Source organism: Vibrio sagamiensis NBRC 104589 (assembly GCF_007990935.1).
In the GTDB taxonomy this organism is placed as follows: domain Bacteria; phylum Pseudomonadota; class Gammaproteobacteria; order Enterobacterales; family Vibrionaceae; genus Vibrio; species Vibrio sagamiensis.
Window position 1 is genome coordinate 124,069 of the sequence record NZ_BJXJ01000007.1, and the last position, 14,658, is coordinate 138,726.

8 protein-coding genes are annotated in these 14,658 nt (G+C 42.3%); 2 read left to right on the forward strand and 6 right to left on the reverse strand.

Going from position 1 to position 14,658, the window contains the following annotated elements:
- Nucleotides 1–4,464, forward strand: a complete 4,464-nt coding sequence (gene mukB, locus VSA01S_RS05185) for a chromosome partition protein MukB (RefSeq protein WP_039980797.1) — start codon at nucleotides 1–3, stop codon at nucleotides 4,462–4,464.
- 194 nt (nucleotides 4,465–4,658) lie between these two features.
- On the opposite strand, the gene VSA01S_RS05190 is transcribed toward mukB, so the two are convergent.
- The 6 genes from VSA01S_RS05190 to VSA01S_RS05215 form a co-directional block, all read right to left on the reverse strand.
- Entirely contained in the window at nucleotides 4,659–5,627 is a 969-nt protein-coding gene (locus VSA01S_RS05190; protein WP_039980796.1) for an alpha-L-glutamate ligase-like protein, read from the reverse strand.
- 2 nt (nucleotides 5,628–5,629) lie between these two features.
- Complete coding sequence (locus VSA01S_RS05195) at nucleotides 5,630–7,135, reverse strand: inactive transglutaminase family protein (protein WP_039980739.1); 1,506 nt, start codon at nucleotides 7,133–7,135, stop codon at nucleotides 5,630–5,632.
- A 17-nt stretch (nucleotides 7,136–7,152) separates the two neighbouring features.
- Entirely contained in the window at nucleotides 7,153–7,890 is a 738-nt protein-coding gene (locus tag VSA01S_RS05200; RefSeq protein WP_039980738.1) for an ATP-dependent zinc protease family protein, read from the reverse strand.
- Nucleotides 7,891–8,109: 219 nt separating this feature from the next.
- A complete protein-coding gene (cmoB, locus tag VSA01S_RS05205; RefSeq protein WP_039980736.1) occupies nucleotides 8,110–9,081 on the reverse strand; it encodes a tRNA 5-methoxyuridine(34)/uridine 5-oxyacetic acid(34) synthase CmoB in 972 nt (323 codons plus the stop codon).
- Nucleotides 9,082–9,191: 110 nt separating this feature from the next.
- The gene (gene cmoA / locus VSA01S_RS05210) at nucleotides 9,192–9,929 is read right to left on the reverse strand and encodes a carboxy-S-adenosyl-L-methionine synthase CmoA (protein WP_039980735.1); all 738 of its coding nucleotides are present in this window, start codon (nucleotides 9,927–9,929) and stop codon (nucleotides 9,192–9,194) included.
- Nucleotides 9,930–10,033: 104 nt separating this feature from the next.
- The gene (locus tag VSA01S_RS05215) at nucleotides 10,034–10,900 is read right to left on the reverse strand and encodes a DUF72 domain-containing protein (RefSeq protein WP_039980795.1); all 867 of its coding nucleotides are present in this window, start codon (nucleotides 10,898–10,900) and stop codon (nucleotides 10,034–10,036) included.
- Nucleotides 10,901–11,277: 377 nt separating this feature from the next.
- Here VSA01S_RS05215 and VSA01S_RS05220 point away from each other — a divergent pair.
- The coding region (locus VSA01S_RS05220) for a BspA family leucine-rich repeat surface protein (protein WP_186810626.1) at nucleotides 11,278–14,658 on the forward strand (3,381 nt) is incomplete at its 3' end.

Here is a 14,658-nt window from a genome sequence, read left to right on the forward strand (position 1 = left end):
ATGATTGAACGTGGTAAATATCAATCGTTGACCATGGTTAACTGGAACGGCTTCTTTGCCCGTACGTTTGATATTGATAATTTAGTTACCACACTGTCTGGCGGTAACGGTGCAGGTAAGTCAACAACAATGGCTGCATTTATTACCGCATTAATCCCTGACCAAACACTATTGCATTTCCGTAATACTACGGAAGCTGGCAGCAGCCAGTCATCTCGCGATAAAGGTTTGTTTGGTAAATTACAACCAGGTGCCTGTTACGCTGCTCTAGATGTCGTCAATTCTCGAAACCAACGCCTATTGTTTGCTGTTAAGCTACAGCAAGTTGCAGGGCGTGACAAAAAAGTAGACATCAAACCCTTCGTTATCCAAGGCTTGCCGAGTGACGTGAAGCCGACAGATATATTGATTGAAAGTGTCTCTGCAACCCAAGCCAGGGTTAGACAGATTAACGAAGTCAAAGAGGCTATTGGAGAATATGAAGGTGTTCAGTTTAAAGCCTTCTCTTCTATCGTTGACTACCATGCCCAAATGTTTGAATTTGGTGTCGTTCCAAAGAAATTACGTAACTCGGGCGATCGTTCGAAGTTTTACCGTTTGATTGAAGCTTCATTATACGGTGGTATTTCAAGTGCTATTACCCGTTCATTGCGTGACTACCTTCTGCCGCAAAATGGTGGTGTAAAAAAAGCGTTCCAAGATATGGAATCTGCTTTGCGCGAAAACCGTATGACGTTAGAAGCGATCAAAACCACGCAAGCAGATCGTGACCTCTTCAAACACCTGATCACCGAATCAACAAACTACGTGGCTGCTGACTACATGCGCCATGCTAACGATCGTCGTAAAAAATTAGATAAAACCCTTTCACTACGTTCAGAACTGTTTGGATCACGGGAAACTTTGGTTGAACAAAACAACTTACTTAACCGTGTTCAAGAAGAATTAGCTTTATTGCTCGATTCGGAGTCAGCGTTAGAACAAGATCATCAAGCCGCGTCTGATCATTTGCAGTTAGTACAAAATGCGTTACGTCAACAAGAGAAGATTGAACGCTACCAAGAAGATCTTGAAGAGCTAAGTGAACGCTTTGAAGAGCAGATGATGGTGGTGGAAGAAGCGCAAGAACGCGTCATGATGGCGGAAGAGCAAGCGACCGTAGCGGAAGAAGAGGTAGACAGCCTTAAAACGCAACTTTCGGATTACCAACAAGCGCTTGATGTACAACAAACTCGTGCTCTTCAGTACCAGCAAGCTGTTCAAGCGCTTGAAAAAGCGAAAACTTTACTCAAAGATGAAAGTTTAACCGCAGAATCCGCACAGCAATTGGTGTTTGAACTTAAGAATCAAGAAGCTGAAAATACCAATGCTTTGTTAGCGGTTAAACACAAGTTAGACATGTCATCTGCAGCAGCCGAGCAGTTCGAAATGGCTTTGACATTAGTCCAAAGTATTGTCGGTTCGGTAGAACGTAAAGAGGCCTCTCAACAGGCCAAAACCATTCTTTTGAAAGCGCGTGAGTCACAGCAAGTGGTTCAGAATGAGCAGCAATGGCGTGCACAGCATCGTGATCTTGAACGCAGCTTGAACCAGCAACGTCAAGTACGCGAGCTAGTTACTGAATATCAAAAGCAATTTCATGTTGAATTAACGGATGAAATTGCTTTTGAACAAGAACGTGAACGTCATACGATGCAAATTGATTCACTTGAAATGTCGCAAGAAGAATTGCGTGAACTACGTGGTGAACAGCGTCGTATTGAGCAAGATGCCGCAGCGGAAATCAATAAACTGGAAGCCATTGCCCCTGCTTGGATTACCGCAAATGATGCACTAGAAAAGCTACGTGAGCAAAGTGCAGCGCCGTTAGAAGACAGTCAAGCGGTTATGAGCCAAATGCAAGCTGTACTTGAACAAGAAAAAGCGCTCTCTATCGCCAAAGACAAGTTGTCAGAGCGTCGCAGCCAGCTTGAAACAGAAATTGAGCGCCTTGCTTCACCTGGCGGTTCAAATGACCCTCGTTTGAAAGGTTTAGCCGATACTTTGGGTGGTGTACTGCTCTCTGAGATCTACGATGATATCACCATTGATGATGCCCCATACTTTAGTGCCATGTATGGTCCTGCACGTCATGCTATCGTGGTTTCTGATCTATCCGATATCGAAGAAAAGTTAGTTGAATTAGATGACTGTCCTGAAGACTTATACATTATTGAAGGTGATGTAGATGCATTTGACGATAGTTCATTTAATGCTGAAGAACTTGAGGGTGCAGTATGTGTTCGCATGAACGAGCACCAAATGCGTTACTCTCGTTTTCCTGAGATTCCTTTATTTGGTCGTGCGGCTCGCGAACAACGCTTAGAGCTTCTTCGTAATGAGAGAGAAGAAGTGGTTGAACAGCATGCGAAGTCTGCTTTTGACTCACAGAAAATGCAGCGTCTATACCAGGCATTCAATCAATTTGTTGCACAGCATATTCAGGTTGCTTTTGAAGCTGATCCTGAGCAGGCGCTGGTGGTTATCCGCGACAAACGTAATCAAGTCGTTCGTGTCTTAGCGGACTTAGATAGTAAAGAGCAACAGCAACGCTCACAATTGCAAACCAGTAAGCAAGCGCTTTCTTCTTTGGATAAATTGGCCGCAAATATTATTCTCATCGACGATGATACACTGCAAGCTCGTTTTGATGAGTTGGAAGAGAAAATTGCTCTGCTTTCTGAATCAAAACAATTCTTAAATTCACACGCGAAGGCGGTTGGTGAGCTAGAAAAAATAGCGGTTGCATTAGAAGCGGATCCAGAGCAATTTGATGCACTTGAAGCTGAGTACAAAACGGCAGACGAACAACTACAAGAGCTTAAGAAGCAAATATTTGCTCTTTCAGATTTGGTCGAGCGTCGTCATTACTTCGCTTATGCTGACTCAATGGAGCTGTTAAATAAGAGCAGTGAACTGAGTGACCAATTAAAAGCAAAACTGGTTCAAGCAGAGCAGATACGTACGCGCAGTCGTGAGGAACTGAAGCAGTCACAAAGCCAAATGAACCAATACAATCAAGTATTGGCCTCTTTGAAAAGCTCACATCAAGCAAAATTGGAGACGGTTCAGGAGTTCAAGCAAGAACTACAAGAATTCGGTGTGAATGCCGATGAAGGGGCAGAAGAGCGAGCAATGCGTCGCCGTGATGAGTTACACGAGCGTCTTCATACTTCTCGAAGTCGTAAGAGCGAGTACGAACGTACCATCACCTCTACCGAATTAGAGATGAAAGGCTTAGCCAAACGCATGAAGAAGGTGCAGAAAGAATACGTGGAGCTACGTACTTTTGTTGTCGCAGCAAAAGCAGGCTGGTGCTCAGTTCTTCGTCTTGCACGTGAAAACGATGTCGAACGTCGCCTACATAAACGTGAATTGGCTTATTTGTCAGCCGATGAGCTACGTTCTATGTCGGACAAATCACTGGGTGCGTTGCGTCTTGCTGTGGCTAATAATGACGATTTACGCGATGCATTACGCTTATCTGAAGATAATGCTCGTCCTGAACGTAAGGTATTGTTCTATATCGCTGTTTATCAGCATCTACGTGAACGCATTCGTCAGGATATCATTCGTACCGATGACCCAGTAGAAGCAATCGAAGAGATGGAAGTGGAGCTGGCCCGTCTAACCGAGGAACTGACGCAACGTGAACATCGTCTGGCAATCAGTTCCGAGTCGGTTGCGAGCATCATCAAAAAGACCATTCAACGCGAGCAAAACCGCATCCGTATGCTGAACCAAGGCTTATCGAATATTTCATTTGGTCAGGTCAAAGGCGTACGTCTAAATGTGAAGATTCGCGAGAGTCACGAGGTTCTTTTAAATGGTCTTTCCATTCATCAAGAGCAGCATAAAGATTTATTTGAGTCTTCTCGCTTTACCTTCTCTGAAGCGATGGCAAAACTGTTCCAGCGAGTCAACCCTCATATTGATATGGGTCAGCGTTCTCCACAGATCCTTGGTGAAGAGCTATTGGATTACCGTAACTACCTAGAGTTGAGTGTTGAAGTAAACCGTGGTTCTGATGGTTGGCTACAAGCGGAATCTGGGGCACTATCAACAGGTGAAGCGATCGGTACAGGTCAATCTATCCTATTAATGGTTGTACAAAGCTGGGAAGAAGAATCACGTCGCTTGAGAAGTAAAGACATTGTGCCTTGTCGCTTGTTGTTCCTCGATGAGGCAGCACGTCTTGATACGAAGTCAATTTCGACTCTATTTGAATTGTGTGACCGACTGGATATGCAGCTGCTTATCGCGGCACCTGAAAATATCAGTCCAGAAAAAGGCACCACCTATAAGCTTGTTCGCAAAGTGTTCAAAGATCATGAACATGTTCATGTGGTTGGCTTACGCGGTTTTGGGCAAGCTCAGAGACCAAATAACGACGCTCAAGCAATCATGGAAGCGATTGAATCATAATGATTGAAGCGATAAAAAACGGCTTATCTGTGTGATTGTTAGTATGAACCAAAAAAGATAGTATGAGTCAGAAAAAACGCCCGCAGATTGAAATCTGCGGGCGTTTTTTTATTAGAGGTATTAATTAGGGATATTTTAAAGCCCACTAATTTTCATCGCTAAACATTCAGATGTTTCGGAGCTGAAGCCAGAGCTTAGAATTGGGATTTCACACCAAATTGTTCAGCTGCGTAAGCGACACGTTCTTTGGGCTTAGGGTATTCGGCTTGCGTGCCTAGGTTTTCAATGTGTTTGAGTCTAGGCAGTAAACCTGCACCATTAGCGATTTGTATTGCTAAACCAGGACGTGCATTAAGCTCGAGAACCATTGGCCCTTCCTCTTTATCCAGCACCATATCTGTACCCATATAGCCTAGACCAGTCATTTCCCAAGCACTAGAAGCAAGTTCTAATAGTCTTTCCCAATGAGGAACCTGAAGCGTTGATAAGTCTTTACCAGTATCTGGGTGATGCGTGATCGGTTGATCAAATTGCACCGCACGTATTGCTTTACCTGTCGCAATATCAATACCAACACCTACAGCGCCTTGGTGTAGATTGGCTTTTCCATCGGAAGTTGAAGTAGAGCAACGCATCATCGCCATCACAGGGTAGCCTTTAAAGACGATGATACGGACATCAGGTACTCCTTCGAAACTGAACCCTTCAAAGCAATCATCAAACTTAATTAAGTTTTCCACCACCGCGACATCATTTTTCCCACCAAGAGAGAACAAACCAGCCAGAGCGTTACTGATGTGGCGTTCAACTTCCTCTTTAGTGATGGTAGCCCCTGATGGCTTTGTGTAGACACCATCTTTATGAGAGGTCACGACAAGGATTCCCTTGCCGCCACTACCTTGTGCTGGTTTGATAACGAAACCCGGCCAGTTTTGTACCATGTCGTGGATCTTTTTCACTTCTGCTTGGCTTGAAATAACACCAATCAAAGTGGGTACTGTCGCCCCAGCAGCTTCAGCTATTATTTTGGTTTTTAACTTATCGTCAACCAGTGGGTATTTAGAACGATCATTATAGCGACCAATGTAGCTGTGGTTGCGTTTGTTCATACCCATAATGCCTTTATGGCGTAGCTTTGCTGGCGAAGTAAAACGTTCAAACATCATTAATCCTCCGCAAGGGGTTTAAAGCGGCGTAATTCTGTTAAGCGATAACCTGTGTACGTACCAAGAAGCAGTATGATGGCAAGCACGACCAATTGCAGTCCAAAGAAGTTAAACGTTAAATGCTGGATGTATGGGTTAGTCATCGCCATATAGACCAGAATTGAAGTAAGCAGTGAGCCACCACCTTGTAGTGCGACTTCTTTTGCTCCTTCTTCTTCCCATAGAATCGACATACGTTCGATAGTCCAAGATAAAATGATCATCGGGAAGAAGGTAATCGTCAGGCCTTCTGTTAGTCCAATCTTAAATGCCACAACGGTAAAGACCGATATGATCATGATGACGGTAATGATGACGGCAGAAATCCTGGCGACTAATAAGAGGTTGAGCCTAGAGAGGTAACTTCGAATGATCAGTCCCGTTCCTACTATGAGCAAAAAACCGACCACGCCTGTGATCAAAGTCGTTTGCACAAAAGCAACCGCAATGAGCACTGGCATAAAAGTGCCTGATGTTTTTAGGCCAATGATAACGCGAAGGAAAACCACAATTAATGCCCCGATAGGAATGAGCATAATGGTCTTGAACATCGCTTGTTCTTCAAGAGGCAAGCTATGGATAGACAGGTTTAACAGGCCATCGGCGGCAACTTTGTTATCTGTCGCTTCTTTTGGTGTCAGTTGCTGCTTGATCATTGAAAAATGAACTTGGCTGTTTTTACCGCCCATAAGATCAAGTAACGAAATATTAGATTCATCCCAAACAAGAAGGTTGGTTTGTGAGGCTGCTTGCTCTGAATTAGGTGAGAAAAGCACCCACTTGTTATCAGACCAAACTTGGACCATAGGTTGAATCATTTGTCTGCGACGGCCATCTTCCAATTCGATCACACCAACCACTTTGCTGTGCACTCCGGCCGTTAGCAAAAGGTTTTGTAAGGCTTCGGTTCGATCAAAATCATTGAGCATTAAAGCTGCATTTTGACTATCGGGATCATTAAGTATCTTGATCAATTCACGGGTAAAAGTCTCATTATCAGCAGAGCGACTCATTGCTCGTTGAATAAGTGCCTTCGCGGCAGCTTGTTGTGGCGCAGAAAGAGTAGGTTTCACGATATTATCTGCTGGCGGCTCTTGGTCAAATTTTGCTTGTGGGTCGACTAAAAACTGAGCCTTGTAATAGATAGTCTGTGGACCGCTTGCTTGGCGTATGGACCATTCTGCACGTCGACCTGCAGATGAATCAACATAGGAGATACCATACCCAGGAGAAGAAGCTGATTCTCCTATAAGAGTGAAATCTTCCTGAGTATGTGGAGCAGCAAGTGAGGCTTTCACTTCTCCACCATTGGCGGTAAATTCGATACGAGCTTCAACATCCCAAACTTGACGTTTTTCACCTGGTGTCCATGGAACACCATAACTTTCGTGTCTAGTAACACTTAACGCAATACCTGCAGCGATCAGAAGTAGTATGGTGAGATAAAATGTAATTCTTGACGTCATAATCTACCTTATTAATTCTATTTTTTTGTTTGTATGTATTGACGACTAACATCAACAACAGCGATGTCACGAATGAAAGCTTTACCTAATAAAATCGGTTGTGCCGCTTTTTTGTCATTAGAGACAGTAAATTGCGCTTTTTCATGAATTTTGCCTACACGCACCCATAGTTCTACGACCGGAAGACGTTTCAGTGCTGAAGCTTCTGTCTTTCGAGCTTTCACAAAGCGCAAAATTGGCGCTTCAATCCAGAAGTTTTCTTTTTTCTGTGACGGACTGTTGCTTTTCAAGTGAAAACGAATCCACTTTTCTCCATTTCTTTCAAATTCCTCAAGGTCTGAAACATTAAGAGACGAAGTCAAGGAAGCGGTATCTATTTGAGCATCAAATGTTTGTTTGATTGAATCTATAGTAACTCGTTCAACAGAGCCGAGAACAATTTGATGAGTAGGAGTGGCTTGATTAGAAGTGATACTTTGAAGATTTATTGATTCTTTGGGTTTTGGTAATTGTTTTGAAGTATTTTTACGAAGCTTACTGAGTTCAAGAGTGAGTTTGTTTACTTTTCCTTGTAAGACGTCGATATCGTCTGACTGAGTACTGAGTTTGAGTTCTAAATCGGAAAGTCGATGATTGAAGTTGGTTTCGGAGGCTTTGATAGCCGTAAGCGCTTCTTGGTGATACTGTTCACTTTTGGTTAAGGTACAACCTGATAATAAAGCAACAGTGATAACCGGAGTCAATCGTTTAAACATTGAAAACCTTGATGTTGGGTTTAATTTTGGATTTTTAGAAGTTTAGTTCTATCCTTTGAGGCTAACAAGCAATAATGTTGCATTGTTCCTTTTGTAGTAAGAATGAACTAAATCAGTACTGAGCTAAGAATGTTTATATATTCTTAGCTCGGGCTAATTAAGTAAGCTAGTATCTTAATTGTTGAATCGAGTTATGACAATGTCAAAAAACTCAGTAAATTAATATTTTTTTGCTAAGAGTACCGCACGTCTTGGTGCTGGATAACCTTCAACGGTTTTGCTTGGGTCATTTGGATCTAAATAATCAGGTAATGAATTATGTGTCATCCAGGATGTTGTTCGTTGCTCTCCAGCAGATGTAACGTTTTCATCAACAATACGAACATCCGAAAAGCCAACTAACTCTAGCCATACTTTCAAAGCTTTGGCTGATGGGAAAAAATACACATTACGCATTTGAGCGTATCGAGATGTTGGAACCAGGACGGCATTCTCATCCCCCTCAATAACCAGCGTTTCCAACACCAGTTCACCACCTGAGACTAACTGATCTTTGAGCTGAATCAGGTGATCCAAGGGAGAACGACGATGATAAAGAACGCCCATACTAAAAACGGTATCGAATGCCTCAAGTTTCGGTAGCTGTTCGATACCAAGTGGGAGTAAGTGAGCTCTTTGATCGCCACCCATTAATTTGCGAACGGCCTCGAACTGAATTAAGAACAGGTGAGAGGGGTCAATACCAACACAAAGTCGGGCACCTTCACCCAGCATGCGCCACATGTGATAGCCGTTTCCACAACCGACATCCAAAACATTACGATTTTTTAATGGAGAAATATGTGGCAGAACACGATCCCATTTCCAGTCACTTCGCCATTCTGTATCGATATGAATACCATGGAGGGTGTATGGACCTTTACGCCATGGATGAAAGGTACGTAATAGGTTTTCAAGCTTCTTTAATTCCCCATCGTGAAAGGGCTTATCGTCGCTTATTGTTACGGAATTCGAAAGATCAACTTGATCAGGCGAGCCTTCAGGGATTTTATTTAGCGCTTTCAACCAGCGATTAAAGTCTCCGTGCTCTGCATTTTGCCAATCTGTAAGCTGTTGTGGTAAGACATTCAGCCATGGTTGAAGACGAGAGTCTTGGGCAATAAGCTGATAAAAATTTGCAAAGTTAAACATAGTTGTTCACTGAATTGATGGTGTAAAAATTAAACATACCTTTGCCATAACTAGGTATGGATATGGGGGCAAAGCGTTGTCTGTAGCCCATAGAGTTTACATGTTTAGCGCTACTTAATCGCAAACATTGAACCAAAGTTGAAGCATTGAAACCAAACGTCAAAGCTCGAAAAGCCAATTTGGGCGAAACGTTCTTTATGATCTTTTTTAGAGTCTGGTCGCATAACATTTTCGATCGCACTACGCTTTTGGCTAATTTCGAGCTCACTATAACCATTGGCTCTTTTGAAGTCATGATGAAGATCGATCAAGAGTTCATTTGCTATGTTGTCTTCAAAGACGAACTTCTCAGATAAAATAAGGATGCCTCCGGGGCGCAGCCCTGCGTGTATTTTTTCTAATAAAGCATAACGATCTTGCGGAGATAGGAACTGCAAAGTGAAGTTCAAGACCACGACAGAGGCGTTTTCGATTTCGATATCTCGAATATCGGCTTCTACGACTTTGACTGGAGTATCACTGCGATAAGCGTCCACATGCAACTTACATCGTTCCACCATGGCAGTGGAATTGTCTACCGCAATAATTTGGCAGCCTTCATGTCTCACATGACGACGCATGGAGAGTGTAGCCGCACCCAGTGAACAGCCCAAATCGTAGATATTCGTATGTGGTTTAACAAACCGTTCGGATAACATTCCAATAGCAGAAATAATATTGCTGTAACCCGGTACCGAGCGCTGAATCATATCGGGAAAAACTTCCGCAACACGCTCATCGAAGGTGAAATCCCCAATTTTATCGATTGGGGCCGAAAAAATAGTATCTGGATTGTTTTTAGGGTTCATAACTCAATCTCTGCAAGCACGCCGTCTGAAATAGTCAGACATCAAAAAGGCGCGTATTTTATGGGAATTTCGAGCCTCTGTCATTTTCTTAATTATACGATTAGCTAAAACATCTGTATTTGCGAATTACCATCATTGGCAGGAAACGCAGCTAAATCCGGTAATGAGAGCTTAAGCTGCAGTTGCCTATAGAGTTTTTCGGCAAGTTCTGGCGCTAGAATGTTATCAGGGGTGTGGATCATCAAATAAGGTTGAGCGCCTTGTTCAATCCAAAGCGGGAGCTTTTTCAACCAAGGTTCAAAAAATCGCAAGTTTTCATCCATATTAGGGTGACCAATAAAGCGAATCATTGGTTGGTGGGCTGTTGCAATAGCATGTACAGGAACGCGTGGTTTTTTCTGGTGGGCATCAATCAAAGCTTCTGTTGTCGGCGGTGCTGCAAATAGAGGTCGGCTGTCCATGATAATGCGGTCGATGCCACTTTCTAATAGCCATTGGTTTAGAGTACGTTCTTCGTTTCCTTTAGAGAAAAAGGCCATATGACGAACTTCAACCCCGAGTGGAAATCCTGTAGGAAACTTGTCACAAAATGCTTTCAACCTGTCTAAGTGCTCAGGTCCGAAAGCGGCCGGGAGTTGAATCGTCCATTGGCCAACACGTCCATGAAGTGGCTCCATTACTTTCATAAAGTCACGTAATGGCTCCTCGCAACCTCGGAGCATGTGCTCATGAGTGATCGCTTTGGGCAGTTTAAAGGTGAACTTAAAATTATCGTGAGTTGCGGCTTTCCAATTTTGGACTGTATTGAGTGTCGGTGTAGCATAAAAAGTCGTGTTACCTTCTACGGTATGAAAGACTTGCGCATACTTTTCTAAACGCTCAGCAGGTTTGGTGCCGCTGCCATAAAAGCTTTGCTGCCATTGATTGTGTGACCACATGGTCAGTCCAAGTCGAAGGGGTAAGGTATTCATCATTCATTCGTTCATTCTTGATCTTTAATTTATTTTACGAAAATTTTACTGAGATAGATAATTTCACGTCTAAGTAAGCTGCCTCTCTCATAATAATAAATCTTCTGATCTTTAATTCTTGTTAAAGGCACGCCAGATTATTTTTCTTTACTTAATATTTAAAATGTTTTTTTACTTAAATGTTTATAAATGTTTTTTTTGATTCGTTGTTTTTTTTAGCTTATGGCATATGCTTAGTATGTATAAAGTATTTTATTTTTTAAGAGAAGGTTTTCAGTTGGCAAATAATCATGGAAAAGGAATAACCTCGTTGTGCTAGGTTAGCAAGAGGTGATGCAAAGCTTTGTAACCAGGTATTTGAGGTTATGGTGATTAAAATGGTTAAACGTGTTTTATCGACTGGAAAGGTTTACTTCATTATATTATTTTCGCTTTTTTTGAATGGTTGTAATGATGAAGGGGCCTTTAAAAACAATACTGTTGCCAGTATTCCTTTCTCTGTGACCTTTGTATCTAATGATGGTGGTGAAGTATCCCCGAACAGAGTTAAAGTATCAGCAGGAGATAAGGCATCGTTTACTGTTAAAGTTTTTGATGGATACGTAATTGAAAGTCTGAGTTTATTGGAAGGTGATTGTCCCATATCTATAGGCTCTCTCACTAATAACCCCTCGGTTGAAGTCACATATGAAATAGGACCAGTCAATAGTGACTGCTCTTTCTTGGTTGATTTCACATCAGATAACTCACAAAGCGAAATGCCGGTTTTGATAACTCATAACTATGTTTATATTGAGATACAGAGTGGCTCGGGTATTCTTCTTCTTAAAGAAGATGGTGATGAGTTACAATCAACTCATTTTTACCCAACTCCTGATAAACCTATTCCATTTTGGGTTAAGCCTACAGATGGTTATCGTTTGGCTAATATTGGTGTGTCTGACCGAGAAGCTTGTAAAGTTTCTCCTGCTGCTGATCTAAATAATGGGGCGCTATTAGCATACACTGTTACATCTAATCAGGGGAGGTGCGATGTTGCGATCAACTTTGAACCGTTTGATGATGCAGGCATAGGTCTGCCTATCATAACTAATTACGTCGATATAGCGATAAAAGATGGGTCTGGTACCTTCATTTTAGTGGAAGGTGGTGATGAGCTTCAGTCTGCTCATTTTTATCCGACCGTAGGGGAAGCGACGCCATTTTGGGTGAAGCCTTCAGACGGCTATCGTCTGGCCGACATTGGAGTATCTGCTCGAGAGGCTTGTAAAGTTTCCCCTGCTGCCGACCTAAATAAAGGTGCGCTATTAGCATATACCGTGACATCTAATCAAGGAAAGTGCGATGTTGCGATCAACTTTGAACCGTTTGATGATGCAGGCATAGGTCTGCCCATCATAACTAATTACGTCGATATGGCGATAAAAAAAGGCCCTGGTGCCTTTCTTTTAGTTGAAGGTGGGGATGAGCTGCAGTCTGCTCACTTTTATCCGACCATAGGCGAAGCGACGCCATTTTGGGTGAAGCCTTTAAGTGGCTATCGTTTGGCCGACATTGGTGTGTCTGATCGAGATGCTTGTAAAGTTTCCCCTGCTGCCGACCTAAATAAAGGTGCGCTATTAGCATATACCGTGACATCCAATCAAGGAAGGTGCGATATTGCGATCAACTTTGAACCGTTTAATGATGCAGGTGTAGATCTCCCTCTCATCACTAATTATGTCGATATGTCAATAAAAGTTGGCTCTGGTGCCTTCCTTTTAGTGGAAGGTGGTGATGAGCTGCAATCAGCACATTTTTATCCGACCATAGGTGAAGCGACGCCATTTTGGGTGAAGCCTTCAAGCGGCTATCGTTTGGCCGACATTGGTGTGTCTGATCGAAATGCTTGTAAAGTTTCCCCTGCTGCCGACCTAAATAAAGGTGCGCTATTAGCATATACCGTGACATCCAATCAGGGAAGGTGCGATATTGCGATCAACTTTGAGCCGTTTGATGATGCAAGCATAGATCTGCCCATCATAGCTAATTACGTCGATATGGCGATAACAGATGGCTCAGGTATCTTCCTTTTAGTGGAAGGTGGTGATGAGCTACATTCAGCACATTTTTATCCGACCATAGGTGAAGCAACGCCATTTTGGGTGAAGCCTTCAGACGGCTATCGTCTGGCCGACATTGGTGTGTCTGATCGAGAGGCTTGTAAAATTGACCCTGCTGATGACCTAAATAATGGAGCCTTATTGGCATATACCGTTATATCCAATCAAGGACGATGCGATGTAGCGATCAACTTTGAGCCGTTTGATGGTGCAGATATAGGTCTTCCAGCCATAGCTAATTATGTCGATATGGCGATAACAGATGGCTCAGGTACCTTCTTTTTACTGGAAGATGGTGATGAGCTACAGTCAGCACATTTTTATCCGGCCATAGGGGAAGCGACGCCATTTTGGGTGAAGCCATCAGATGGTTATCGTTTGGATGAGTTCGGTGTTACAGGAGCTGGTTGCAGCCTATTCCCTGCAGCCAATCTCAATATGGGATCAGCTTTTGCTTATACAGTGACATCTAATTATGGAGGATGTGATATCTCGATTAACTTTGAGCTATTTGATGGAACAGATATCTCACGCCCAACTTTAAATAATTCTGTTGTAATAAGTACTGAAGATGACTCAAAAGGTACTTTCTTGCTACAGGAAAACGGTGATGAGTTACATTGGACTCGCTTTTATCCACAATCAGGTGAGGTGACACCATTTTGGATAAAGCCTTCTGACGGTTATCATTTGACCAGTCTTCATATTGAAGATGAAGAGTCATGTGTAATATTGCCAGCGATTAATAACAGTAATAACTTATTGCTTGCCTATACGGTAACATCTTTCAAAAATACATGTGATATCGATATTAATTTTGGTCTAAATACTTATGCTATTAACGTCACTAAAATTGGTTCTGGAGAGGCTACTATCAACCCTTTACCTTTTGGTGTCGAACATGGTAAACAAGTCACTTTTTCAGTTATTCCTAAAGAGGGGAGTCGTATTTTAAATGTTCAAGCTTGTGGTGAAGATATTATGCCTGAAAATGGTCAGCCTGAGGAGCCTTATAGCAGAAATACTTACAGGACGGCCTCAATTTATGAGGATTGTGAAATCATAATTAAGTCAGAGCGATACTTTAATATTTTACTGGATAGCAACAGCTTGGGTACAGTGGAAATACTCTCTATTTTGAACGCTGATGGTACCCCAGATGTAAACTCTGATTATACAGACAGAGAAGCGCATGTCAGTTTAGAACAAACGATTGTTTTTAGTGCAACAGCAGCATCAAATTATATTGTAAGAGATATGTTTAGTGATAACCCTAATGAATGTGGAGTACCTGAGCTTAATAGTGAAAACAGGTATGAAACTAAGTCAATTAGTTCTGATTGTAATTTTCATGTAGTATTTGGTGACCCCATTACTCTACTTACTTGTAATGGCTTAAATTATACCACCCCTGATGAAATAGATACTTACGCTAATAGTAATCAGGATTGGCAAGATACATTGATTGTTGTTAACAATACTACTCTTAAGATAGCGGTTGATAAGGGGTTACTGTCTAAAGGCATTAAATTTTACACACATTGTGTGACTGATATGAGCCTTTTGTTCAAAGATAACGCTAATTTTAACCTGAATATAAATGATTGGGATACCACGAATGTAACGGATATGTCGGAGATGTTCAGTGGAGCAGAG